This is a genomic window from Psychrobacter sp. Ps1, from assembly GCF_022129425.1.
Taxonomy (GTDB): Bacteria; Pseudomonadota; Gammaproteobacteria; order Pseudomonadales; family Moraxellaceae; genus Psychrobacter.
Genome location: NZ_JADQAN010000008.1, coordinates 107,128 through 133,272 on the forward strand (window position 1 = coordinate 107,128; position 26,145 = coordinate 133,272).

The 26,145-nt window shown below is 43.2% G+C and carries 16 protein-coding genes; 11 read left to right on the plus strand and 5 right to left on the minus strand.

All coding sequences use genetic code 11. The features are described from left to right. The first annotated feature begins 110 nt into the window (after positions 1-110). Positions 111-605, plus strand: coding sequence for a hypothetical protein (locus I3249_RS05980; protein ID WP_238069094.1), 495 nt, complete (start codon positions 111-113; stop codon positions 603-605). 133 nt (positions 606-738) lie between these two features. On the opposite strand, the gene sat is transcribed toward I3249_RS05980, so the two are convergent. Next, entirely contained in the window at positions 739-1,989 is a 1,251-nt protein-coding gene (sat, locus tag I3249_RS05985) for a sulfate adenylyltransferase (protein WP_102090737.1), read from the minus strand. A gap of 348 nt (positions 1,990-2,337) precedes the next feature. On the opposite strand from sat, the gene I3249_RS05990 reads away from it, so the two are divergent. The 3 genes from I3249_RS05990 to I3249_RS06000 are packed head-to-tail and all read left to right on the plus strand — an operon-like array spanning position 2,338 to position 5,296. After that, positions 2,338-4,023 (plus strand): nitrite/sulfite reductase, encoded by a 1,686-nt coding sequence (locus I3249_RS05990; protein WP_238069095.1) that lies wholly within the window; start codon positions 2,338-2,340, stop codon positions 4,021-4,023. Continuing rightward, on the plus strand, positions 4,016-4,606 hold the full coding sequence (locus tag I3249_RS05995) for a DUF934 domain-containing protein (protein WP_238069096.1): 591 nt from the start codon (positions 4,016-4,018) through the stop codon (positions 4,604-4,606). The genes I3249_RS05990 and I3249_RS05995 overlap by 8 nt, the downstream gene beginning before the upstream one ends. Before the next feature lie 51 nt (positions 4,607-4,657). Then, positions 4,658-5,296, plus strand: coding sequence for a phosphoadenosine phosphosulfate reductase family protein (locus I3249_RS06000; RefSeq protein WP_101205909.1), 639 nt, complete (start codon positions 4,658-4,660; stop codon positions 5,294-5,296). Between the two features lie 73 nt (positions 5,297-5,369). Here I3249_RS06000 and I3249_RS06005 read toward each other — a convergent pair whose 3' ends face one another. Further along, positions 5,370-6,338: a WG repeat-containing protein gene (locus tag I3249_RS06005; RefSeq protein ID WP_238069097.1), complete on the minus strand. Its 969-nt coding sequence runs from the start codon at positions 6,336-6,338 to the stop codon at positions 5,370-5,372. Positions 6,339-6,584: 246 nt separating this feature from the next. On the opposite strand from I3249_RS06005, the gene cysG reads away from it, so the two are divergent. The 3 genes from cysG to I3249_RS06020 all read left to right on the plus strand — a co-directional run bounded on the left by cysG (position 6,585) and on the right by I3249_RS06020 (position 13,886). After that, the gene (cysG, locus tag I3249_RS06010; protein ID WP_238069098.1) at positions 6,585-8,207 is read left to right on the plus strand and encodes a siroheme synthase CysG; all 1,623 of its coding nucleotides are present in this window, start codon (positions 6,585-6,587) and stop codon (positions 8,205-8,207) included. Positions 8,208-8,360: 153 nt separating this feature from the next. Continuing rightward, a complete protein-coding gene (locus tag I3249_RS06015; RefSeq protein WP_238069099.1) occupies positions 8,361-9,932 on the plus strand; it encodes an exonuclease SbcCD subunit D C-terminal domain-containing protein in 1,572 nt (523 codons plus the stop codon). 78 nt (positions 9,933-10,010) lie between these two features. After that, complete coding sequence (locus I3249_RS06020) at positions 10,011-13,886, plus strand: SbcC/MukB-like Walker B domain-containing protein (RefSeq protein WP_238069100.1); 3,876 nt, start codon at positions 10,011-10,013, stop codon at positions 13,884-13,886. A gap of 119 nt (positions 13,887-14,005) precedes the next feature. Here the strand turns inward: I3249_RS06020 and I3249_RS06025 are convergent, their stop codons facing one another. After that, positions 14,006-18,853, minus strand: coding sequence for an NAD-glutamate dehydrogenase (locus I3249_RS06025; RefSeq protein ID WP_238069102.1), 4,848 nt, complete (start codon positions 18,851-18,853; stop codon positions 14,006-14,008). A gap of 458 nt (positions 18,854-19,311) precedes the next feature. Here I3249_RS06025 and purD point away from each other — a divergent pair, with 458 nt between their 5' ends. Further along, positions 19,312-20,628 (plus strand): phosphoribosylamine--glycine ligase, encoded by a 1,317-nt coding sequence (gene purD, locus I3249_RS06030; RefSeq protein WP_238069111.1) that lies wholly within the window; start codon positions 19,312-19,314, stop codon positions 20,626-20,628. Positions 20,629-21,064: 436 nt separating this feature from the next. Next, positions 21,065-22,459 carry an AarF/ABC1/UbiB kinase family protein gene (locus tag I3249_RS06035; protein WP_238069103.1) on the plus strand — a complete coding sequence of 465 codons (1,395 nt, stop codon included), beginning with the start codon at positions 21,065-21,067 and terminating at the stop codon, positions 22,457-22,459. Between the two features lie 133 nt (positions 22,460-22,592). Here I3249_RS06035 and I3249_RS06040 read toward each other — a convergent pair whose 3' ends face one another. After that, complete coding sequence (locus tag I3249_RS06040; protein ID WP_238069104.1) at positions 22,593-23,267, minus strand: DUF938 domain-containing protein; 675 nt, start codon at positions 23,265-23,267, stop codon at positions 22,593-22,595. A 189-nt stretch (positions 23,268-23,456) separates the two neighbouring features. On the opposite strand from I3249_RS06040, the gene I3249_RS06045 reads away from it, so the two are divergent. Together I3249_RS06045 and I3249_RS06050 are read left to right on the plus strand one after the other, a co-directional pair. Continuing rightward, the gene (locus I3249_RS06045) at positions 23,457-23,648 is read left to right on the plus strand and encodes a DNA gyrase inhibitor YacG (protein WP_057760289.1); all 192 of its coding nucleotides are present in this window, start codon (positions 23,457-23,459) and stop codon (positions 23,646-23,648) included. A 40-nt stretch (positions 23,649-23,688) separates the two neighbouring features. After that, positions 23,689-24,870: an aspartate aminotransferase family protein gene (locus tag I3249_RS06050; protein WP_238069105.1), complete on the plus strand. Its 1,182-nt coding sequence runs from the start codon at positions 23,689-23,691 to the stop codon at positions 24,868-24,870. A 113-nt stretch (positions 24,871-24,983) separates the two neighbouring features. Here the strand turns inward: I3249_RS06050 and I3249_RS06055 are convergent, their stop codons facing one another. Next, positions 24,984-25,883, minus strand: a complete 900-nt coding sequence (locus I3249_RS06055) for a LysR family transcriptional regulator (RefSeq protein WP_238069106.1) — start codon at positions 25,881-25,883, stop codon at positions 24,984-24,986. Between the last annotated feature and the right edge of the window lie 262 nt (positions 25,884-26,145).

The window sequence follows — 26,145 nt, forward strand, 5'->3', positions numbered from 1 at the left end:
AATCCTTTTATCATCTCGCTACTATGCAAACCTTACCCTCCTACTTGACCAAAGGCCCTTATATGAATACTTCATACCGTCAATTTCGTTCTATTGTAGGGCTAATAATAATGACCTCTACCCTAGCTGCTTTAACAGGCTGTAATAGTATGTCGCCTACGGTGAATAGTGATAGCCACAGCGCTGTTAAAATAGTCACTAGTGAAACACTAGCCATGCCAGTGAGTAACAACAATATTCTTGGAGACAAGGTTTCAGCGGATTACGCTACTGCCGACTACGACAAACGAGCACAAGGCTATGATTGGGTTGGCGTGATGGTACGAGCAGATGGTGATCGACAGATTGACATTAAAGTTCGCTCACGCAGCGATATCAAAAAACCTACTTGTCATTTTGATGGTAAGGCAACACTCATGGGACAAGATACTGCTCACGGTACGATTTTTCAGGCAAAGGTAAATGATAGTACGGCTTTTTTCCAATTTAAGGGTGACACTCTCGTCATCGACAGCTCAGATAAATATGCACTGAACTATTTTTGCTCAGGTGGTGGCTCTCTTGCTGGAGAATATAAAAAGCTGGCAGCAGGTTTAGATATTTAATAGACAGCGCTAACATGCGTTAAGTTGTTTTTCATTTTAAAATAGTGCTAAAAACAAAAAGGTGCCAGACCATAAGTCTGACACCTTTTTTACGACTGGCTTAATACAAGTTTTTTATACTGATAATCTGCCCTTATACCGCAGATGCACCCGTTAATTTAACTTCAGCACGCTCTTCTTTTGCAATGCCAGCATAGTAGTCACGCAAAATTTGTAGTACTTCTGGACGGCTAAAATTATCTGGTACATCTTCGTCTTCTGATAGCGCTTTACGCAGCTTAGTACCTGACACTTTAACGTGCTCAGAGGCGTCATGCGGGCAAGTTTTGTCTGACGCCATCGCGTTACAAGCGTTACACCAGAACGTCCAGCCAATTTTGAGCGGCTGAGTGATAAGGTCGTCTTTACCAACATGTTCAAAAATCGTTTGCGCATCAAACGCACCATAGTAATCGCCGACACCCGCATGGTCACGACCGACAATCAGATGGCTACAGCCGTAGTTTTGACGGAATAGCGCATGTAGTAACGCTTCACGTGGGCCAGCATAGCGCATATCCAACGGATAACCTGCTTGGATAACAGTATCTTGTCTAAAGTAGTTATCAATTAGCGTTTTGATGGCTTCTTGACGAACTTCTGCTGGGATATCGCCAGGTTTCAATGCGCCTAGTAACGAATGAATCAATACCCCATCACAGATTTCAATTGCAATCTTAGCCAGATACTCATGTGAGCGGTGCATCGGGTTACGCGTTTGGAAAGCCGCCACAGTCTTCCAGTTTTTCTCTTCAAAGATTTGACGTGTTTGCGCGGGCGTTTTATAGATACCAGGATAACGCGTTGGGAACTCGCCTTCGCTCAGTACTTCTACGCTACCTGCAATATTGACCTCATCTTGATCCAACACTTGCTGGACGCCTGGATGCTCTGGATCTGTGGTGGTAAATACTTGCTGACACTCGTGTTCTTTATCAATGGTATAGGTCTCTTCTACTGTTAAGATGCCCATAACTTCGCCATCTTGTGCGACCAATGCCACTTTGTCGCCTTGACTCAAACTATCCGCAGTTTCTTTTGGCGCAGACAAAGTGATAGGAATTGGCCAAAACAAGCCAGCGTTTTCACCGCTTTGCAAACGCATATTATCAACCACGCCCTGCCAGTCCGCTTGATTCATAAAACCATTTAACGGAGTGAAACCACCAATACCGAACATGATTAAATCGCCACGCTCACGTGAGCTTAAGGTGATGGTCGGCAATGTGCTGGCAAGCTCTAATGCTTGATCGCGTGCTGCACCGTTTAATAATAGTGGCTTAAGCTCTGCACTACCATGTGGTGGAACAAGTTTTGACTGGGTCGGAGCTTGAGTTTGAGTCATATAATTTTTAAAACCTCTTAAATAAAAGCATGGTCGGAGAAAATAAGTTGCTGTAAAGTGTCGCTTATATAGGCGGCCACTAGCAAAAGCTAAATAAAGCAATAGTCATTAGAAGAGTGATAACAATCAGGCATTAAATTTGATACGCATAGGCTACCTAACTTTCGTTATGAAAATTTATGCTGTGTTTGGATATGGATATGTCTGAAAGGAATTTATGTTTCTGGCTACAAGCTTATATGATGTATAGCTGAATTATTTACATTGCGAACGGCAATAAAACCTATTACACACGCAAATCATTTTCGTCGCTGATTTTAAGATTAAAAACAAAACTGAGATTACGTCATGTACCAATATAATTATGCTAACCAAACCTTGGTAGAAGAACGAGTCGCCCAATTTCGCGACCAAACCGAACGGTTTTTGGCAGGCGAGCTGCCAGAAGAGCAATTTTTGCCGCTGCGTTTGCAGAACGGTCTTTATATCCAGCGTTATGCGCCTATGCTCCGTATCGCCATTCCTTACGGCTTGCTTGCCAGCTATCAGCTACGCAAATTGGCTGAGATTACCCGTAAGTATGATAAAGGCTATGGGCACATGACCACCCGTACCAATATGCAGCTGAACTGGCCAAAACTTGAAGAAGTGCCAGATATTTTGGCGGAGCTGGCATCGGTACAGATGCATGCCATCCAAACCTCAGGTAACTGTATCCGTAATACGACAACGGATCCTTACGCCGGTATTCATAAAGAAGAGATTGCCGATCCACGTCCTTATTGTGAGATTATTCGCCAGTGGTCAACCTTTCATCCTGAGTTTGCCTTTTTACCGCGCAAATTTAAGATTGCCGTCATTGGCACCGCCAATGATCGGGCAGCGACGCAGGTGCATGATATCGGACTGCATTTAAAAACCAATGAAGAAGGCGAGCTTGGATTTGAGGTGATTGTTGGTGGCGGGCTTGGACGTACGCCAGTGATTGGCAAAACCATTAATAAATTTTTACCACGCCATCATTTACTCAGCTATTTAGATGCGATTTTGCGCGTCTATAATCTGCATGGTCGCCGCGATAATAAATTCAAAGCGCGTATCAAAATATTAGTCGAGAGCATGGGCGGTCCTGCCTTTGCTAAACTGGTCGACGCTGAATGGGAAGCACACACCAAAGATGGCTCATTAACTCTAACCGATGCCAACTTTGACAAAGCCAGTAGTTATTTTACCGAACCTGATTATCTAAGCTTTGATGCGCTCCAAGTACAGTCGGACTTGCAGCAGCAATTAAACGCTGATAAAGACTTTGCCAATTGGTATAACCAAAATACGGTCGCCCATAAAATCGCAGGTTATCGCGCCGTGGTGATTTCGTTAAAAGCAGGGTTGGTCAATGGTAAGTACGTGCCTTCAGGTGATATCAGTGAGTCGCAAATGGACGCCCTCGCCGACCTCGCTGATGAACATAGCTTTGGTGAATTGCGTGGTACCTATCAGCAAAATCTGGTTTTCGCTGATGTACAAACCAACCGCTTATACGAGCTATGGCAACAGTTGGTTGCGCTACATTTGGCCCGTCCAAATATCAATACCCTCACCGATATGATCGTCTGCCCAGGCTGGGACTATTGCTCACTGGCCAATGCCACAACCCACAATATCGCTGAACAAATCGAAAAGCAATTTGATGATCTCGACTATCTTTATGATTTGGGTGAAATCCGCCTCAATATGTCTGGCTGTATGAATGCCTGTGCGCATCATCATACCGGCGATATCGGTATCCTTGGTGTCGATAAAAAAGGCGAATACTGGTATCAAATCAGCCTCGGCGGAAACTCTAGTAACGACGCCAAAATCGGCAAGATATTGGGTAAAGCGGTGCCATCTGATGATGTCGCGACGACGATACAAAAGATAGTAGATGTCTATCTAGAGCAACGCGTGGCTAATGAGAATGAGGTAGAAGGCTTTGGTGAGCTGATCAATCGTATTGGCCTTGCACCCTTTAAGGAGAAGGTCTATGGGTAATCATCATGTGCTTGATAGCCATGGCGCAGACATCAGTGGCGAAGATACTTGGCAAGCGCTAGCGACAGCGCAGCTGCCTGACGGTATCGCGTTATCAAGCCTGACCTTGCTTGAGCTGTTACACAAACAAGAAAAAGTTGATGTACTTGTCCCACTAGCAGATTTATTAAATGCTGATGGCAAACTGGCAAACGGTTTGCTAGAGCAAGTATTGGATATCCTCAAGCAGCACAGCAGCCGATTGGGTGTGTGGATCACATCCAACACCGATGCTGATGATCTGCCTGATGTAAAAGACTTTTTATTGACGCAAGACTTGATCGTCATTCATGTCCCAAGTTTTGTAGACGGTCGCGGTTTTAGTTTTGCACAGACCCTGCGTCAGCTTGGTTATGAAGGTGATATTCGCATGGCAGGCGCGTTTGGTCGTGATCAAATCGCTTATTTGCTGCGCGCTGGTGCGACCAGCTTTGTACTCAATGAGCATGATGCTAAATCTGATATTAGCCAAGCCTTCACTGCCCTAGCCAGTAGCTATGATGGTCGAGACGCTTCAGCATTACCGATGTTCTCAAAAACCTAAACTCAATATTAAAGACCCATTTTTATAGTAACTATTATTAAGGAATGTATTATGAGCCAATTACACCCAAACCTAGATATCGACCAAGCCAACCAAGATTTGCAAGGTAAATCACCTGAGCAAATCGTTGAGTGGGCATTGACGCAAGCCAAAAACCCAATCATCACCACCAACTTCCGTCCTTATGAGTCAGCGATCTTGCATTTGGTTGCCAAGCAGCGCCCTGACATCACGGTATTGTGGGTAGATTCAGGCTATAACACCGATGCGACTTATCAGTTTGCCAACAAATTGATTCGTGATCTTGATCTCAACGTCGTGACGTATATTCCAAAACAAACCGCTGCCCATCGTGACGCCACCATGAATGGCATCCCAGGCATTGACAACCCGCAACATGGCGAGTTCACTGAACAAGTGAAACTTGAGCCATTCCGCCGCGCCCTTGCTGAGCTAAAGCCTGACGTATGGTTTAACGCGATTCGTAAAGACCAAACTGAGTTCCGTCAAGGGCTTGATGTACTTAGCTTATCAAAAGATGGCGTATTGAAAGTAGCGCCATTGTTTGAAAAAACCGATGCAGATTTGGATGTGTACTTAGATGAGCACAACTTGCCAAACGAGCATGACTACTTTGATCCAACTAAAGTAGAAGAGAGCCGTGAGTGCGGTCTGCACACGCAGCTGTAATTTTAGCTGTTTATGAATTTGAGAAGCCCTTTCTTTGATTTAAGAAAGGGCTTTTTTTAGCTTTTCATTGGACTTAAAACTTGTTTTCTACACGTTTACCTTGTCTATTAATGTAGAACCATTCACCATCTTTTTTGACATAGGCGGTACCATCTTTAAAAGGATCAATAAATGGAATGTCATCATAGTTTAATTCAATTGCTACATCACCATTTTTGTCAATAAATCCATGCTTACCGTTATCATAGACAAGTGCTAATCCGTTAATGAAGGGGAAGACCATTGCATAGTCTAGCTCTTTGACTACTTGATTCGACCTATTAATGATCATAAACTTATCATCATTATTAACGACGGCTAAACCACCTGAAAACCAAGTCGCACTATAATATTCAATGGGTATCACGATATTATTTAGCCTATCTATAAATCCGAACTTTTCATTTTTTTCAACCGCTGCTAGGCCTTCTGTAAAGGAAATAGTAGAATCATATTCATAAGGAATAACTAACTTATTATTAATATCAATGTATCCATACTTCCCTTCGTTCTCAACTGCAGATAAACCATCATTAAAACCCATTAAATCATCGTATATTATCGGAATAATTATCTGTCCCTGTTTATCAATGACTCCTCTTCTATTATCTACCCCAACCACAGCTAAACCATCTTCAAATGGATAAGTAAGGCTGTATTTGAGAGGTATAATAACTTCACCCTGCATATTAATATATCCAGATAAGTTGTCCTTATGAACATTTGCTAGACCTTCTACAAAAGCAATTGGAAGGTCATACTGTGTTGGTATTTTTATCACACCTTGCTTATCGATGAATCCATACTTACTACCTTTTATTACGGGCGCGAGTTCACCATCAAACTCACAGTTTTCATCAAATACAACCCCATTTGGTAACTTATAACCTTCAGCCAACGCGCATTCTGCTAGTACATCTGAACTAACTAGCAACCCTAAAATCAGTCCGAAAAAGACAGTACTTGATTTTTTTAGTCTATTAAACGTATTGTTTTGACTCATTATGATGCCTTCATAATTGTTCTGAATTAAAAAATATAAAATTATGCCCTTCTAAACCTCTAGTACGCCTATCATATCTCATAAAATCTATTCCCTTTCTCACAAAAAACCATCATTAACATGACAAAAACGAATATACTAATGCCAATTCACTAGGTGAGAGTGTGCCTGTGATACCTCATAATGGCGGCATTCCTCATATCTTTTCTACCTTTTATAATAAACAATTAAATATATGGTGACATTATGAACACCTTCCCGCTATTTTTTAAATTAGAAGACCGTAAAGTGCTTATCGTGGGCGGCGGCGAAGTGGCACTGCGTAAAGCGGATTTGCTCAGCCGTGCAGGTGCCTGTATCACTATACTTGCACCTGATATCAGCCACGAGCTACGAGCTTTACTCACTGACAGCAAACATGAATTTATCTATGAGAATTATAATAAAGCTTATATGTCAGGCGCACGGGTAATCATTGCCGCGACTGACGATGAGACGCTGAATCACCAAATTCATGCAGATGCGACTGAGCTAAACATTCCAGTCAATGTGGTCGATACCCCTCATTTATGTGACTTTATCTTTCCAGCGATTATCGATCGTAATCCTATTGTGATTGGTATCTCATCAAATGGTAAAGCGCCTGTGCTGGCACGCTTATTACGGGCACGCCTTGAGACATTAATCCCGCAAGGCTATGGAAAATTAGCCAAGCTGGCAGGTGAATTCCGCAGTGAGGTAAAAGCCAAGATACCAACGCTTACTGGCCGTCGTCAGTTTTGGGAGCGCGCATTTGAAGGTCAGGTCAGTCAGCTCATGTTTGCAGGTAATGAAACCGAAGCGACTGCACAGTTAAAAGCTGATTTGGATAGTACTGCCGCTGCTATTCATGATAAAGCCCATGCTGCGGAAAATACAACGCCTACGCTATCAGACGAGTCAGAAAAAAAATCACCCCCCGTAGGCGAAGTCTATATCGTTGGCGCAGGCCCTGGTGACCCAGAGCTTTTGACATTTAAAGCGCTGCGTTTGATGCAGCAAGCAGATATTGTCTACTATGACGCCTTGGTATCTCCACAAGTGCTGGATCTTTGCCGCCGTGATGCAGACAAAGTGTTTGTCGGTAAAAAACGCAGTAACCATACTGTCGCACAGCTTGGCATCAATGAGTTATTGGTCAATAGCGCCAAAGAAGGTCGGCGTGTGGTTCGATTAAAAGGTGGCGATCCATTTATCTTTGGTCGTGGCGGTGAAGAAATTGAAAGCCTGCGCGCTCATGGTGTGCCGTATCAGGTCGTACCAGGGATCACCGCTGCCAATGCCGCTGCTAGCTATGCTGGCATACCCTTAACTCACCGTGACCACTCACAGTCCGTACGTTTTGTGACAGGATTCTTGAAGGCAGGCACGCCCAATAGCAACTTTAAAAACTTCTTGAACACCGATGAGACGGTGGTATTTTATATGGGTCTGCATTCGCTGGCGCGCTTGACTGAAGGCTTGGTTGACGCTGGTCGTAGCGCTGATACGCCAATTGCCATTGTCTCTAATGCCAGTATGCCCAATCAGCAAGTACTGACAGGTACGCTTGCAACGATTGTTGCCAAACAAGAGGACGTCGAGTTACCGACGCCTGCCCTGCTTATTATGGGCGACGTGGTCAGCTTGCATCATGATTTGGCTTGGTACAATTTACAGAATCAGCAGCACAACCAAAGCAGCGATGACATAGCTAAAAACTGGTTACGTGAAGGCTCAAGAGGTGAAGCAATCAAACAGCCCATAGATCAACAAGCTCATGCGCTATCGATGATTGCAAATCTTGCGACAAATTCAGGGGACGATCTAGAGCAGCTCATCATTGATTAATCTTCTGTGTCTTATTATTACCTGTACCGCAAAGCGACCCTGTCAATTATCTATTGGTAGGGTTTTCTTTTGGCAACAGAGAAAATCTCAACGATTCTTGCTAGAATGAAAGCTACCTAATTAATGTTCTGACGTTTAATGATAAGCCAAACTATGCCCCTATCTATTGCTTCTAAATATATCTCTGTTAGACCTTTAAAAATACTGCACACGTCCGATTGGCATTTGGGGCGCAGGCTTTATGGTCGTCTGCGTTATGAAGAGTTTGAGGCATTTTTGCAGTGGCTAAAAGACACCATTAGCGCACAGCAAGTAGATATATTGATTGTCGCAGGTGACATCTTTGATACCATGACGCCCAGCAATAAAGCCCAAGCGCTATATTATGAGTTTTTGGGTAAGGTCTCACGTTCCTGCTGTCAGCATGTGGTCATTGTCGCAGGCAATCATGACTCACCGACGTTTTTGGATGCGCCAAGCAATGTGCTCAAATTTTTGAATGTCCATGTGATTGGGACTGCTTGTGATGATTTAGAAGATGAGGTATTGGTCTTAGGTGATGATGATAACAATCCTCATTGCATTATCGCCGCTGTACCCTACCTGCGCGACCGTGATGTACGTAGCAGTAGCGCTGGCGAGTCTGCGGATAGCAAAGACGCCAATGTTATCAAAGGTATTCGCGCCCACTATGATGAAGTAGCAAGCATTGCGAAAAGACAGCAGGCAGAATTAATAAAAACTCATCAACGGCATATCCCTATCATTGCCACAGGTCACCTATTTGCAGCTAATGGCAAAACAACCGATGATGACGGCGTGCGCGATCTCTATGTTGGCTCACTTGGCAAAATCTCCGCTGATATGTTTGATGAGGGTTTTGACTATGTCGCTCTTGGGCATTTGCACGTGCCACAGCGCGTTGGCGGTCGTGGGAGTATTCGCTACTCAGGCTCACCCATTGCAATGGGCTTTGGGGAGGCAAAACAGCAAAAACAGGTATTGCTGTTACAGTTTGGTGCTATAGCTAATGTTGATAATGAAATCATAGAAGTAAACATCACATCTGATAGCGTTGTACCTCATCTATCTAATACAGTTACTAAGGTTGAAAAATCAGCAGAAAAGACTGCTAAGAAAATAGCGAGTCAAGCCACTGTCTATATGGATGACTTATTTGGATTTGACGCGCCAGCTGATAATCATGAGATAACAACAGCGGCTCTTCAAGCGAACACTGACGATCAAAAACAGCATAAACCCAAGCCTAACGACTCCATTACTTCTAACGAAGTTTTGCATCATGATGACCACAATCAGATGCAAGTAGTTTCCCTACCCATTCCAAAGTTCCAACAGCTAGCGCAGATATCTGGTGACCTAACCACAATCTCACAAACGATAAAATCACTCACACCAACGGATTCTGTTTGGTTAGAGGTGGTCTATACGGGTGACGAGATCGTTAGCGATTTGCGAGAGCAGGTGCACGCCATGGTAGATGGACTGACATGTGAGGTATTAAAGATTAAGAACACCCGCACTTATAATAAAGTGCTTAACCAACAGCAAACCTCGGAGAATTTGCAAGACTTGAATGAGATGGAAGTATTTGAGCGCTGCTTGACGATTAATGAGGTGGCTGAGTCACAAAAAGACTCGTTGCGTGATGCCTATGGTCAGATACTTTATCACTTACATCATGAGGACAAACAGGCAGAATAATATAAGTGTGAATCATTATCGCACTTCTATTTTCTAAATTTTTGCAGTTGCTGCTATCACTAATAATAAGATATATCCATGCGCCTAATCGAACTCAGACTCAAAAACCTCAATTCTCTCAAAGGTGAATGGCACATTGATTTTGCTGACACCGTTTTTACCAATGAAGGTATCTTTGCGATCACAGGACAGACTGGCGCTGGCAAGACCACCATATTGGATGCGATTTGTCTGGCGCTATATGGTGAAACACCAAGGATCAACAGTATCAGCAAAAGCAGCAATGAAGTAATGACGCGGCAAACAGCGGAATGCTTCGCTGAAGTCGTGATTGATTTAAATGGTGAGCAGTACCGCTGCCGTTGGGGACAGCGCCGTGCTTATAATAAGGCAGATGGCAATCTGCAAGACGCAACTCATGAAATTGCTAAGATAAACGTTGATGACTCGTCAAAAAAAGATGAGCTGTTAGAGAGCACTCTAAAACATACCAAAAATAAAATAATTGAACTGACTCGGATGGACTTTCAGCAGTTCACTCGCTCTATATTGCTGGCTCAGGGCAGTTTTTCAGCTTTTTTGAAGGCAAAAGCTGACGAGCGTGCCGATATTTTAGAGAAAATTACGGGCACTGATATTTACGCAACTATCTCCACACAGGTTCATAATAAAAAACGCACTGAAGAAGAGATATTGAGTAAACTGCAATATGGTTTAGATGGCTTGGCACTTTTAGATACCGAAGAAGAAGGTCAATTAAGAGCCGATTTGCAGTCATATCAAAAGACCCAGAGTACGCAGCAGCGAGAAATTCAAGATTTGGTCGAAAAGATAAAGTGGCTAGATAGCGTCACAGAATCGAAAGAAAAACTGAATACTTATCAAAATGATCTAGCGCAGGCTCAGCAGGCTCAGCAAGACTTTATCCATGACGCTAGACGCTTAACCGCTGCCAATAAGGCGTTGGAGATTGATAGTCAGTTCAGCCAACTTGTCCATAGTCGAGATAATCTAAAACGTTTACAAGAAGAACAGCAGCAAATAATCGGCATCCTACCGCAGAAACAAAATGACTTAGAACAAGCGACCACACATCTAGAGACAGCAAAAAATCATACACAAGCTGCCCACGAAGCTTTGCAAACGGCTCTACCTAATATTGCGCAGGCGCGTAAACTCGATGTGGAAATTGCGCAGAATAAGAATGTCCTAAAAGACATTGAGCAAAGACAGCAAACTCTAATGAGCAGCACTCAACATTTAAGTAAAGAGATAGACAACCATAAACAGCAGGCTGCGCAGAATAAAATCCAGCTCACACGTGTCGAAGGCTATCTTAATGACGCCCATGAATTAAACACTATCGATAGTGATATAGCGAATTTTAAGAGTCATTGCGGCCGACTAAAAGCCCTATTGCAAGAGAATACCGCCCTATCAGATGATAAAACAAGCCAGCAGCAACAGATCCACCAGTATCGCGCCAAACTTGACGTCTTAAATCAACAGAAAAAGACAAAAGACACCACCATGTTGTCTATACAGGATAAATTGGCCGCTTTACAACAAGAGCAAGCAGCATTAACCCAAGTGCAGTCATTGGCTGATATGCGAGATGAGCAAGAGCAGATTGATGATATCAACCGTCAACTTGACCAAGTGAGCGTTAAGGCAAAACAGCAAGATGAGCTTAGCGTACAAGTAGAGAAAATAGTTGCGACCTTGCCAGTAATGAGTAACGACCTCACAAAGCTGGCAGGCTTAATCGCTGATAATGAATCGGCTATCAGCGCTGCCAAAGAAAAGCGTCAAGACAAACAAGCCCAGCTGCATTTACTACAAAAAGTCGCCAAGTTAGAAGACTATATCGCTGACCTAAAAGATGGGCATCCCTGCCCGCTTTGTGGATCGCTAGAGCATCCTTATAGTGCAGACCACCCACATTTGATACAAGAAACGGAAGCAACGCAAACTCAGCGGCAAATAGCAGAGCTGGATACGACTATATCCAATTTAGAAGATACTTTATCTAAACATCGTATTAATCAAGCAACTGTACGACAGCAGTTTGCGCAAGCGGAAGAGCAACAAACCCTGCTAAATCACCAAATACAAAAGTTAAAGACAGATATCGACCAGTTGGTCAGTTCAGTACTAAATAAAGGCTATTCTCAATTTGTTGCTGAAACATTAAAACCATTGATGCAGATTGAGACGCATGTAGATGCGCTGTCATTATTAGACAGTAGCAAAATCGAGCTAGGTAAGCGTAGAGAATCTCTTAAAAATACGTTAACTCAATATGAAACGCTTAGCGAGTCGCTCTCTACGATGCGTAATGACATCGAAGCGTTAGACAAGGAGCAGCGTGAGCTAACCAGCACTATTAACGAGATTGAGAGCAATAGTGAAAAAATAGCATGGGCTATAGAAAACTTAGACAAGAAATCTGCTGATAATTTTTCTGAATTGACTGTGCTCAAAACCGATATATTAGCTCCGTTAAATAAATATTCCGCTGACAAACATCAGTCAGATGCAAAAATGGCGATACGTTCTTCACTGCAATCATTACAACCGTTGATAACCAGTATTGAAGGCCAAGCCATACTAAGTGAAACGGAATATCAGTCGCATATCAACACCCTGCGCCAATGTCACAGTGCCTTTTTACAAATCAAGAAACAGTTCAACGACTATAAAGAGGATCAACAAACCCTAAAGACTTCACTCGGTCGTCTAGAAACACAAATCGAGACCAAGCAGTCTCAACTCGATAAAGAAGAAAATGAGCTTGTTAAAATCTCTCAACTCGCGGCAGAAAGAACTGAGGCGATTGAGAAATTACAAACAGACAGAAAGTATGTTTTTGCTAATAAAGATCCTGAAACAGAAGAAAAGCGTTTACGTGATGCGTTAGAACAATCTCAAATTGAGCAAACCTCTGCCCAAAGACAGCTAGACAATGCTGAGCACATACTTAGTCAATTGCTGGATAAGCAGCGTCAGTTGACTGAGAAAATGACTACTGTAAAGATTACACTTAGCAGCCAAGAAAATACCTTTAAGTCAGCGCTTGCCGCCTCTGATTTCGCTAATGAAATAGATTTTACTAATGCGCGCCTGCCCATAGATGAGCGTAACGCACTTAGACAGCAGCAACAGCATATCGATTATGCCCTAAAGCAAGCGCAATCTTTATTGGATGCAACACAAAAAACACTTGCAGATAAACAAGCCAATCCGCTGACAGTAGACGATAGAGAAACGCTTACCCAACAGCAATCACAAGCCCAAGATGAATTTAACAAACGAATTGAGTCAATCGGTGCAATCAGTCAGCGTCTAAAGGGCAATGAAGACAAAAAAACCACCCAACAGGCACAGCTTGATGCTATCACTGCTCAAAAGGACAAACTGCAAGTTTGGCAACAATTGCATAAATTGATTGGTTCATCTGATGGCAAAAAGTTCCGTACTTTTGCTCAAGGGCTAACCTTTGACCTTATGGTCACTCACGCCAATACGCAGCTGCAAAAAATGAGCGATCGCTATTTGCTGGCCCGTGATGATAATAGTCCACTTGAGCTAAATGTGATTGATAACTATCAAGGTGGTGAAATTCGCAGCACTAAAAACCTCTCAGGCGGCGAAGGTTTTATCATTAGCCTAGCATTAGCACTAGGGCTATCACAGATGGCCAGCCAAAATATACGTGTGGATTCGCTATTTTTGGATGAAGGGTTTGGTACGTTGGATGAGGAATCTTTAGACATTGCACTTGATACACTGACCAATCTACAGCAAGAAGGTAAATTAATCGGGGTGATATCCCATGTTCAGGCGCTAAAAGATCGCATTTTAACCCAGATTAAAGTCGAGAAGCTCTCGGGCGGATTTAGCCGAATTAGTGGCCAAGGGTGTCATAAAGTCGTCAGTGAAAAAATATCATAAGTTAGGTTAATCACTTTACTACTTAATACTTTTAAACCTTTTCTTTTAGGCAATAAAAAACCACCGAACATTAAGGACGGTGGTTTTTTTTGAGACAGTTTGGGAGTGATATTACTTCATTACTTAGTAACTAAACCACTAAGCTCACTCATCAATACGGACAACGTTGAAAGACCGATTTGACCTTCTTCATCGTTGCTATGCAGCTCATCCAACTTATTCATCTCTGTAGTGACTGCAGCAAGCTGATCGACGTGTCTTGCTCTCCATTCACTAAATGCTTGCTTAGCATCTGGTTTTGAGAGTACCGCATCCATCAATAGACGCAAGCTGCGTGACAGCTCGTTCACTAACGCATGGCGAGCACGGCGATCCCAATAATCTTGCTGTGGTAGGCTGGCAATATTTTCCATCATCCAGTCTAACTGCAACACTTGGTAGGCTTCAAAGTATAAAGTTGCAATCTCATCGACAGGACGCTCGTATTGCTCAGCAAGCAATGCAGCATCAAGCGCATCGACATGGTACGGTAGCATCGCAAATAGCGTAGCATCATTATCAGACAGCTCTTTTTGCATCAAACGAGAAGTATCTTCTTGCAGATATTGGGCAAATTGCTGCTCGATAAAACCACTTGGCTTGGTCAGTTTTTCTACACTTTCACTGAAGCGGCTAATCATATCAGCGACTTGCAAGTTTTGACCAAAGGCATTGATGAACCAGACCACACCGCGCTCAAGTGAATCACGTAGACGTAGCTCAAGGTTCAGCAGTAATGTTGCCTCAACTTGATTGTCTAGGGCTTCCAGTGCTTTCCAAGCGCGCGATACATTGAATACATCACGGCTAATCGCATAACCACGCACGATAGTGGCTAGTGATTGATCGGTTTCCTCAAAGAGACGGAATAGCGCTTCAATACCTAGGCGGTTGACCACACTGTTGGTCAAGTAAGTACTGATAATCTCGCGATGCAAACGATGCTCAGTCATCTCATCGAAGAAGCGTGACGCAAGCTCATCTGGGAAGTACTTACGTAGCTCATTGATAAAGTACGGATCATCTGGTAAATCAGATAGTAGTAGATTGTCATAAACCCACATCTTGCCATAAGCCAAGACCACTGCTAGCTCAGGATTGGTCAGACCAGTATCCGCTTTTTGACGCTTTGCAATCTCTTCATCTGATGGTAGATACTCAATCGCACGATCCAGACGCCCTTCACTCTCTAACATCTGAATAAAGCGCTGATGATCGCTCAGATTGGCTGCTGCACGGATATGGCTCAGCTCAATCGCTTGTGGTTGCAAGTAGTTTTGACGTAATACCAGTTCTGCTACGGTGTCAGTCATACTCTCCAGCAGCTCATTACGTTGCTTCAGCGTCATATCGCCTTGCTCGACCACTTTGCCAAGTAGGATTTTGATATTGACTTCATGGTCCGAGCAGTTCACACCGCCTGAGTTGTCGATTGCATCTGTATAGATACGTCCGCCCGTTTGAGCGTACTCGATACGACCTTGCTGGGTTAGACCTAAGTTACCACCTTCACCAACGACGGCTGCACGTAGCTCATTACCATCGATACGCAGTGAATCATTCGCACGGTCGCCCACGTCAGCATGCGTTTCGTTTGCACTTTTGACATAAGTACCGATACCACCATTCCAGATAAGATCAACAGGTGCACGTAACAACGCGCTGATCAAATCATTCGGTGCAAGGCTATCTTCACTGATATCAAAGAGCGACTTCATCTCCGGACTGATAGCGATGGTTTTGTCTTGGCGCGAGAATATCCCACCACCTTGACTGATTAATGATGCTTCATAATCTGCCCATGAGGAGCGTGGTAGCTCAAACAAGCGTGCGCGCTCAGCGTACGAGGCCGCCGTATCTGGATTAGGATCAATAAAGATATGCAAATGGTTAAAGGCAGCAACCAGCTTAGTATGCGTTGAGAGCAACATGCCATTACCGAATACATCACCACTCATGTCACCAATACCGACAACGGTGAAGTCATCACGATTTTGAATGTCCATACCGCGCATACGGAAGTGACGTTTGACCGACTCCCAACCACCGCGCGCTGTGATACCCATTGCTTTATGGTCATAACCTACTGACCCACCTGATGCAAAGGCATCATCTAGCCAGAAGTTGTACTCTGCTGCTAGCGCGTTGGCTATATCAGAGAAAGTAGCTGTACCTTTGTCTGCTGCGACAACCAAGTACGGGTCGTCCTCATCATGACGTACCGTGTTGGCTGGCGGGACGATGTTGCCATCTACAATATTGTCTGTGACATCAAGCATGCCGCGTAAGAATGTCTGATAGCAAGCGATACCTTCTGCTTGGAACGCCTCACGACCATCAGCCATGCTCTTGGTTTTTACAATAAATCCGCCTTTAGAGCCTACAGGGACGATTACTGCGTTTTTGACCATCTGTGCTTTGACAAGGCCAAGCACTTCAGTACGGAAATCTTCCATACGATCTGACCAGCGCAGACCACCGCGAGCGACTTTGCCGCCACGTAAGTGCACAGCTTCGACGCGTGGTGAATACACAAATATCTCAAACATTGGCTTTGGTTTAGGCAAGTTTGGAATGTCTGCTGCCAAGAACTTAAATGACAGACGATCTTTGCGCTGACCATCACTATCAACTTGATAGAAGTTGGTACGTACCATCGCATTAATCAAATCTAAGTACCAGCGCAAGATACGATCTTCGTCTAGACTATCTACATCTGCTAGCGCCGCTGTGATTTGCTCTTGAATGGTAGCAGCCTTTTCTTGACGTTCTTCTTCGCTATACTTAGGATTCATACGTGCGTCAAACAAACTACCTAACGCGACACTGATATCACTGTTTTTGACCACAGTTTGCTGAATATAAGCACTAGAGAATGGCGCACGTGCTTGCAGCATATAGCGAGACAATGCACGCAATACAACGACATCATAAGTATCGAGCTTGGTCGTTAGTACCAATTCGTTGAATGAATCGCTCTCCACTCGGCCTGCCCAGATTTGTTTGAGGCTGTCTTCGAACTGACCACGCACCACTTGCATATTGACCGTATCGACATGCTCAAGGGTCAGTTCATACTCTTGCATCCAGATAGGCTGCTCTGGCAAATCAAACTCATAAGTTTGTGCTGAGATAACCGACACACCAAAGTTTTCAAGTATTGGCAATACTTTTGACAAGATAACTGGCTGCTCGCGACCGTATAGCTTTAGGTGGAGCTGGTTACGTGCATCGCCTGTCGACTGGTATAAATGCCAAAGCATTGGTTGCTCTGCGGTCAGTCCTGCCAGACGCTTCGTGTCTTCGACTGCGGTACGAGCATCAAAACGCTCTTGGTAGGCAGCAGGAATATAGTTTAAGAAGCGACGATTTAAAGCATTGGCTTGTTGTTCGCCCACATTGTCGAGTAGCATTTTTTGATAATTATCATCCCATGATTGCATGAGTGCTGATAATTTGGCTTCAAGTGTAGCGATATTGACGTCATTTACTTGGCCAGGCACGGTACGTACGTGGACATGCACACGAGCATGCGCAGATTCGTTAAACTCAGTGGTAAACCCTGAAGACATACCGTTATAGGCATCTTTTAGGACGTTTTGTACTTTGATACGTAGCTCGGTATTGAACTTATCACGCGGGATATAGACCAAGCACGAAACAAAACGCTGATAATGGTCGATACGGCTAAATAGACGTAAGCTCTTTTTGTCTTGTAGTTGAGTAATGCCCGAAACAATTGGATATAGCTCTTCGACGCTGGCTTGGAACAAATCATCACGCGGTAAGGTGTTAATCACATGCATCATCTTGTGATGGGCATGACCGTCACGTGGCAAGTCTGCCATCGCCATAATCTTATTGGCTTTTTCTCGCAATAGCGGTATTTGCTGTACAGTCAGCTGATAGGCTTGTGACGTAAGCAAACCGATAAAGCGGTATTCACCAATTAGGTTGCCATTGTCATCGAACTTATGAATGCCCAAAAAGTCCATATATACTGAACGGTGTACAGGTGATACACGGCTTGATTTAGACAGCATCAACACGCGCGGCTCAGTCAATAATTGCTTTAGGCCTCTAGGTAATTGGCTGAAGCTTTCTGATAGCTTGTCTTTTTCAGAACCACGTAATAGACCTAGACCACTGTTACCAATCGCAAATAAATCCAAATCGGTCGGCTCAGAAGTCACTTCGATAGACTGACCGCCTTCTAAGCGGTATTCACGATAACCTAAGAATATGAAGTGATCGTCTAAGATCCAATCTAAAAATGCTTGGATTTCTTGTTGTGAGTAGAATACTTCTGGTAGCGGCTTCGTTGAAAGCTCCGTTTTGATGTCGTTCAACTGCGCACGCATCTGTTTCCAGTCGCCAACGACCGTATCAAGCGTGTCAATTTTTGACATAAGCATCTGTTGAAGTGCTTCCAAGTCTTCGTTGTCTTGGTAAGCAATTTCACAATGAATCAATGACATATGTGAAGTGGCACTTTCATGTGCGCCTTCGATATGGGTGATATCACCATTTTCATCACGCTCAACACTGATGATGATGTTATAAGTACGATGAACATCGATACCTTCTGCTTCTAGGCTCATCAAAATCGTATCAACTAAGAATGGTCTATCATAAGCTGCGATTTGAATGACAGTGTGCGAGCTGTGAAAGTGCTGCTCTTCTGCTGCTGGGTTTAGTACTGTCAGTTGCGGCTTGCTGCCGTCGTAAGCTTTGAGTAGTGTAAAGTGATGTAGCGCCATGCCCGCCAAGTCAGCATTACTAATCGCCTCTGCCGTTTCTTGATGCAGCGGCTGATAATAGCTATGAATAAAATGATCAAATAGCGATTTGTCTTTTTGTACATAACTGGTAGCAATATCGCTTATCTGGCTAATGCGCTCTTTTGCGATACTGAGGGAGTTTGGCATTTCCTGCGTCCTTTTTTTATAGATTTGGTTTAACATTTATTTATTTAAGTTTATCGATTTAGATTGACTACTGTTACTGCATATTCATCATTGGTGCAACGGTGCAGTATTTCCATTCACGCGACTTATTTTATTTTTATAACAGTTAGAAATTTTCTCCTTTTTTGCTCTTATTTTTTATTAATATGTAGCCATCAGAATTTAATACTACCAATATAGTGAAGTGTAACGCACATAAGGCGCGAGCTAAAGTGTACAACATCATTTCATGAATCAGCGATGTGTCGATAACCTTTACTAATGAGACAATGCATTTTTAGACATCGATATGGATGATTCGGTGCTGGCAGGCGGATACTCATGGTAATTGAAGGCGTTTTTTTGTTAGAATATGCCAACATATTTAAGAGCGTACGACTCGCTCACTATTAACTTTAATGCTAAGGGCAAAAGGTATGATGAATATTTTGGTGGTTGGCTCAGGTGGTCGCGAACACGCATTGGCATGGCAATGTGCAAAAGATGACAATGTAAAAAATGTCTACATCGCTCCTGGTAATGCTGGCACCGCCCTTGAGCCTAAATGCCAAAACGTTACGCTAGAGTCTACCGATGCTGACGCAGGCGAGCATAGTGCTGTTATCGCGTTTTGTCAAAATAATGATATCGACATGGTAATTGTTGGTCCAGAAGCGCCTTTGGTCACGGGTATTGTTGATGCTTGTCGTGATGCAGGTATCAAAGCATGGGGCCCAACAGCGTACTGTGCACAGTTAGAAGGCTCAAAAACTTTTGCTAAAGAGTTTATGGAGCAAAACAACATTCCAACCGCTGCTTATCAAGGTTTTACAGACGCAGTCGCTGCCAAAGCCTATGTCGATGAGCAAGGCGCGCCTATCGTTATCAAAGCAGATGGGCTTGCTGCAGGTAAAGGCGTCATCGTTGCTGAAACGATCGAACAAGCACATGAAGCTATCGACGATATGCTAGCGGACAACAAGTTCGGTGATGCTGGCAGTCGCGTGGTTATCGAGCAGTTCTTACAGGGTGAAGAAGCCAGCTTTATCTGTATGATTGATGGTGATAACATCTTGCCAATGGCAACCAGCCAAGATCACAAACGTGCTTTTGAAGGTGATACTGGTCCAAACACTGGCGGCATGGGTGCCTACTCCCCTGCTCCAGTTGTTACCAGCGATGTTCATAACAAAGTCATGCAGCAAGTGATTCAACCAGTAGTCGATGCCATGAAAAATGCGGGCCATCCATATACTGGTTTCTTGTACGCTGGTCTCATGATTGATAAGGCAGCTGATCCTTATGTCATCGAGTTTAACTGCCGTTTTGGTGATCCAGAAACGCAGCCTATCTTGATGCGCTTGCAGTCATCAATGGTCGATTTGGTCGCACAAGGTTTGGCAGGCCAACTGCCGAGTGAAGCAAAATGGGATGCGCGCCCTGCTCTAGGTATCGTTGTCGCATCAAAAGGCTACCCTGAAACTTCATCTAAAGGTGATGTGATTGCTGGCTTGCCAGAATTAGATCCTAACAACGACAAAGCTGTTAAAGTTTTTCATGCTGGTACGGCATTTTCTAACGATAATAATAAAGAAGTCATCACAAACGGCGGGCGTGTCTTATGTGTGACTGCTCTAGCCGATAGTATTTCTGATGCTCAGCAAGCAGCATTAGCAGTTACCGCTGCTATTAGCTTTGATGGTGCGCAGTATCGCCGTGATATTGGTCACCATGCCATCACTCGCGAAAACGCTTAGCAGCTAAAGCGTACTAAAAACATATTAGGCAATATTTTAGAGAATGCGAAAGTCTTGCTCAATATGTTTGATTAATAGTATTTCTGTATTTTATAGCTCTACATCACTATTTGACCTAGCATCATGCTAGGTCTTATTTTTTAGTATTTTTTTAATACTAATCTATTGGTTATAAATAGATTTTTCTAAGTTTTAATAGTCCGTGAACTTGCTAAAAAACCCTAACTATTTATCAATCATACTCAAACTAGTAAGCACCTATTTATCAATAGTTACCGCTAGATATTAGCTTACAAAGTAACTATCAATGGCCAGCTCAGGCTCATAAAACCAACGCGCTTTATATGATACAATTTTGTACCTGTGCATCACGTCTCCCTTGTATTGTAGGTTTCGAACCCGCAAATCAATACCAATTGGATGAATGATTATACTTATGGCAAATGATACGTCTAAACCTTTTAGCAACAAGCAGTCAATCGATAGCCTAAAAACCTCAGGGTTTGATCGTCGTATGTCGATTGCAAAAACTTCTTTGAATATTGGTCGTCGTTGGGCGGGTAATAGCGTGTCTGGTATGTTCTTAAATAAAGAAGCACGTACTGCACGTAATCAGGCATTTATGGAAACTCAGGCAAATTATCTGGCATCAGAGTTAGGTAAATTGAAAGGTTCGGTCGTCAAGATTGGTCAAATGCTAGCGATTTATGGTGAGCATATACTGCCGCCAGAGATTACGCGTGCTTTGCAAACCCTTAATGATGACACGGCGACATTGACTTGGCCGACGATTGAGCAAACATTACGCCAGTTACTGGGCAACAAACTAAACGAGCTAGACATTGATCCTGTCCCCATCGGAACTGCTTCTCTTGCTCAAGTTCACCGTGCGACCGTACTCGCCACTGGCGAACAAGTTGTGTTAAAAATTCAGTATCCGGGTGTGGCAGACGCTATCAACTCTGACCTTGCCTTGTTCAAAAGATTGTTAAAAGTAAGTAATATCGTTCCCCAAACACGCGCACTCGACGCTTGGTTTGAGGAAATACGTGACCTACTCCATCACGAAGTCGATTATGAAGCGGAAGCGGCTACGACGGAGCGTTTTTATGAGCGTTTAATTGATGATCCGCGCTATATCGTGCCTAAGATCAATCGCACTTATTCTAAAAAGCGTCTGCTATGTATGTCATACGAGCCAGGTATCACTGTGGTCTCGGAAGCACTGCAATTACTACCTCATGAACGCCGTAATGCCATTGGCCAAGCGGCCATAGAAATCATGATGCAAGAGATTTTTGTATGGGGTGAGATGCAAACAGATCCCAACTTTGGTAATTATTTAGTGCGTGTGAGCGAAAACGAAGAAGATATCGATAGATTGGTTTTGCTAGATTTTGGAGCGATTCGTCAGTTTGATGGTAACTTATTAACGATTGCCCGTGATCTACTACGCGCAGGATATCGTCATGATCAGCAAGCAATGAGCATTGCTATGAAAGGATATGACTTTTTCGATAGCATGAGCAATAAAGTACGTTCAGATATTGCTTCGTTATTTTTGCTTGCTACAGAGCCTTTTAGTGACCCTGAGAAAAACACCAATATCCCTAGCGAATGTTTGGATGAACAGAATCGTTATATTTGGGCCAACAGTAAACTACATTCACGCTTATCTACTACGGCGACACGCGCAATGCAGTCTTTTGAATTTAATCTACCACCAAAAGAATTTATGTTTATTAGCCGCAAGTTTATCGGTGCATATACCTTTTTAACTGTTCTAGATGCGCATACCAACTCTAACAGCCTCGTAAAACCTTATTTATAAACTGTGTAAATTTTGAGCCGTCTTCTAGTGACGGCTTTTATTGTTTTAGTTTTACTTGCTTAGGCTATTTTATATCTAATACTATTACCTTTATCGTAGAGCACTGACATAAGCCCTATATTTACTTAGGCTATTATTTTTCGCTTATAGCTCTTACCTGCCAATCATCAAATCTTGTCTTATACCACTTTGGCTTACGAATACTTAGCTCCCAACACACTTCTTGTCGGGCAAGATATTTCACTTCGAAATGTGTGCGCTGACTGGTCGCTGGTACTCGAGAACGTGTTGATGGTAGACACCACACTTTAGTTGCTTGGTATTCTGCATTGTCCATATAGGATTCGATATTAGTCACTAATATCACTTCTCCGCCCACCTGCAAGCGTGATAATAAAAACTCAAAAAAAGGCATATTCAGCCATTGCTGATTTGGATTGTGCTGTTCAGGATTGGGATAAAGAATGAAGATTTTAGCCAAGCTATTCGGTTTAATGGCATGCACTGTCCATGCAATCGCATCCGCATGAATCGCATCTAGGTTTGATAGATTTTGTAAAGTGGCTAATTTTGAGAATGCTTCAAATTTATTACGCGTGCGTTCAATGGCTATCAGATGCTTGTCAGGATTTTGTGCGGCAAAGCTAAGTGCATGCTTACCCTTCCCTGCCCCAATCTCTAGCATTAACGGTTTTTCATTTTTATTGTCATTAATAATATTTGGAATAATAAAGTCACGCGGTGCTGACAGTTTTTGTGGTTGAAAGGCACGCTCTTGCTGATGCGTGAGATCAATATTGTCGGTCATCTACTATCCTTAAAGCATTTGTCTTTTGTCATTATTCGGCCCCATGCTATTATATAGTCAATCCAATTGAATAGTAATACAGCGATAGCAAGTACGCCTCGTTTAGTCGTAATTTAAATGACGGATGCGTTTTATGCTTGTGCTGTATGCAACCAATACTAATAACATTTAGGACATTGCTCTTTTCTTATGACTGACTCTACTGCAAATACGCCCCCAAAGACCTACCCTTGCCCACGTTGCGGTACCCAGACGGCCTGGCAAGACAATAAATATAAGCCGTTTTGTAGCAGTCGCTGCAAGCTGATCGACTTAGGTGCTTGGGCAAACGAAGATTACACCTTACCTGCAGAAACCACGCCTTTTTCTGACGAGCTATAACCCACACTTTTACTCAATTATTATACCAAGGATGCTTTACATGTCTGCTACTTACCTGATGCCCACTTATAATCGTCAACCAATCAGCTTTACACGCGGTGCAGGCAGTTGGCTCTATACCAAAGATGACACGCCTTACTTAGATGCCTTAACTGGTATCGCGGTATGCGGCTTAGGACACTGTCATCCACAAGTCACTGACGCGATTCAGCAACAAGCAGGTACGTTAATTCATACGAGCAACTTGTTTGGCATTGATTGGCAAGAGCGTGCTGGAGAGATACTATGTACCGCCGCCCAAATGGACAGCGTGTTTTTTGCCAATAGCGGCGCCGAAGCCAATGAAGCTGCATTAAAACTGGCACGTTTATACGCGTACAAACAAGGTTTTAAACGTCCAAAAATTATCGTAATGGAGCAATCGTTCCATGGTCGTACGTTATTATCTTTGTCAGCTACTGCAAATCCAAAAGCACGTGAAGGATTTTATACGCTAGATGAGGACTTTATTCGTGTGCCATTTGGCGATATCGCTGCCGTCAAACAAGCTGCTCAAGAACATGATGATATCTGCGCTATCTTTGTAGAGCCGATCCAAGGCGAAGGTGGCCTAAACACTGCAGCTAATGGCTTTACTTATCTTGAAGAGCTGCAAGCGGAATGTGACGCTCATAACTGGCTATTTATGCTGGATGAAGTGCAAACAGGTAATGGCCGTACGGGTAGATATTTTGCTTATCAACATAGCAATGCTCGCCCTGATGTGTTGACGACAGCCAAAGGTCTGGGTAATGGTTTCCCAGTTGGTGCGTGCATGGTACGTGGCCGTGCCAATGGTCTGTTTGGCGCTGGTAGCCACGGCTCTACTTATGGTGGTACACCATTGGCCAGCCGTGTGGTACATAGCGTATATGACGTGCTAGCAAATAGTAATATCATGGAAAACGCAGTGACTGAGGGTTTATTCATTAGAGAAAGTATCGTTGATACATTTGGTCAACATGGCGTTAGCAGTCGCGGTGCAGGTATGATGATTGGTATCGCGCTACCTGAAGATATGGATTGTAACCAACTGGTAGATCGTGCCCGTGATGAGCAAAAGCTGATCATCAATGTGACGGGTGGTCATGTTGTACGTTTGCTGCCACCACTTAACATGAGCCGTGATGAAAGCACACAAGTCGCTGAGCGTTTAATCAATCTATTGAAGCCATCATTTTAAAGCATGCTTCAACGTTAATAATAGACAACAAAAAAGCCTATAGATGATTCATTATCTATAGGCTTTTTGCTAACTGCTAACTAAAAACGTTTCGTGCGTAGTGAGAACAACATTTAATTTGCATGAAAGTATTTTTTTAGTACTTCTAGACAACGAGTGATTTTGGCTGGCTGTTGGTCGCGATTTAAAGTGACCGCATATAGCACAAAGCTTGGTAACTGATAGCCAGTCAACACCTCTACCAACTCTCCGCTCTCAAGCTCTTTTTTGATGTCCATTTCCATCATTCTAACCAGACCATGACCTTCTTTTGCTAAGGTTGTCGCCATAAAAACATTGTTGGTGTAGATACGTGAGTTCATTTTTACACGCGTTTTTTTGTTGGTCTCTGTCTGAATCATGTCGATCTGATTGGCATCTTTCATGATTTCAATACAGATTAATTGATGGTCAGCCAATTCTTTAGGCGTATTTAGCTTAGGATGCTGACGCAAGTACTGAGGTGAAGCAACGAGTAATTGGCGCACATCTGTGAGCGGATGGCTGCTTAGGCTTGCGTCATTAATCGATGGGCTCATGCGAATAGCAATATCAATACGCTCATCAATCATATCAATATAATGATTGTCAGCTAGATAAGTGACACTTAGATCATCATGTGCCGCCATCCAAGTAGAGAGTGCTGGCAGTATATGATTAACACCAAGCTCAGGAGTGGTCGATACACGCAAGCTACCTGCTAGCTCATCACGCAATTGATTAACTTTGATACGTCCTTGCTCCGCTGCACTGACGACATCTTTTGCCGCTTCGTAAAAGCTCTCACCAGCTTCTGTTAAGCTTAGCTTACGAGTTGAGCGATGTAGCAATACCACGCCAAGCTCGTTCTCTAATGAACGAATTTGCTGACTGACTGCACTGGTTGTAATACCTAGCTCACGTGCTGAGCCACTAAAAGAGCCATGTCCGACCACACTGGCGAACACAGCCATACCGCGTAAATTATCCAACATATTCTCACCTAAACGTCATTTCAGTTTTTAATATAACTTAACCATTATAACGACTTTGGATTCATTTTATCGTTATCAAATGGTTCTCTCTTGTTTGATAAATATATTTTGACTCGTAATAAAAACAAAAATATCAAGGTGATATATTGCTATCACCTTGATATTTAATATAAAACTACGTTCAATACCCCACTCTCAACTTGAAATAAGCAAATCAAACTGAAGAGGCGGATTACCAAGTTTTTTGTTGAGTACAAAGCAT

Bases quoted from the DNA above. Each gene is read 5' to 3' on its own strand.
- sat (WP_102090737.1), bottom strand. From the start codon at position 1,989: ATGACTCAAACTCAAGCTCCGACCCAGTCAAAACTTGTTCCACCACAT.
- cysG (WP_238069098.1), top strand. From the start codon at position 6,585: ATGAACACCTTCCCGCTATTTTTTAAATTAGAAGACCGTAAAGTGCTT.
- I3249_RS06035 (WP_238069103.1), top strand. From the start codon at position 21,065: ATGGCAAATGATACGTCTAAACCTTTTAGCAACAAGCAGTCAATCGAT.
- I3249_RS05980 (WP_238069094.1), top strand. From the start codon at position 111: ATGACCTCTACCCTAGCTGCTTTAACAGGCTGTAATAGTATGTCGCCT.
- I3249_RS06020 (WP_238069100.1), top strand. From the start codon at position 10,011: ATGCGCCTAATCGAACTCAGACTCAAAAACCTCAATTCTCTCAAAGGT.
- I3249_RS06025 (WP_238069102.1), bottom strand. From the start codon at position 18,853: ATGCCAAACTCCCTCAGTATCGCAAAAGAGCGCATTAGCCAGATAAGC.
- I3249_RS06040 (WP_238069104.1), bottom strand. From the start codon at position 23,267: ATGACCGACAATATTGATCTCACGCATCAGCAAGAGCGTGCCTTTCAA.
- I3249_RS05995 (WP_238069096.1), top strand. From the start codon at position 4,016: ATGGGTAATCATCATGTGCTTGATAGCCATGGCGCAGACATCAGTGGC.
- I3249_RS05990 (WP_238069095.1), top strand. From the start codon at position 2,338: ATGTACCAATATAATTATGCTAACCAAACCTTGGTAGAAGAACGAGTC.
- I3249_RS06005 (WP_238069097.1), bottom strand. From the start codon at position 6,338: ATGAGTCAAAACAATACGTTTAATAGACTAAAAAAATCAAGTACTGTC.
- I3249_RS06045 (WP_057760289.1), top strand. From the start codon at position 23,457: ATGACTGACTCTACTGCAAATACGCCCCCAAAGACCTACCCTTGCCCA.
- I3249_RS06055 (WP_238069106.1), bottom strand. From the start codon at position 25,883: ATGTTGGATAATTTACGCGGTATGGCTGTGTTCGCCAGTGTGGTCGGA.
- I3249_RS06000 (WP_101205909.1), top strand. From the start codon at position 4,658: ATGAGCCAATTACACCCAAACCTAGATATCGACCAAGCCAACCAAGAT.
- purD (WP_238069111.1), top strand. From the start codon at position 19,312: ATGAATATTTTGGTGGTTGGCTCAGGTGGTCGCGAACACGCATTGGCA.
- I3249_RS06015 (WP_238069099.1), top strand. From the start codon at position 8,361: ATGCCCCTATCTATTGCTTCTAAATATATCTCTGTTAGACCTTTAAAA.
- I3249_RS06050 (WP_238069105.1), top strand. From the start codon at position 23,689: ATGTCTGCTACTTACCTGATGCCCACTTATAATCGTCAACCAATCAGC.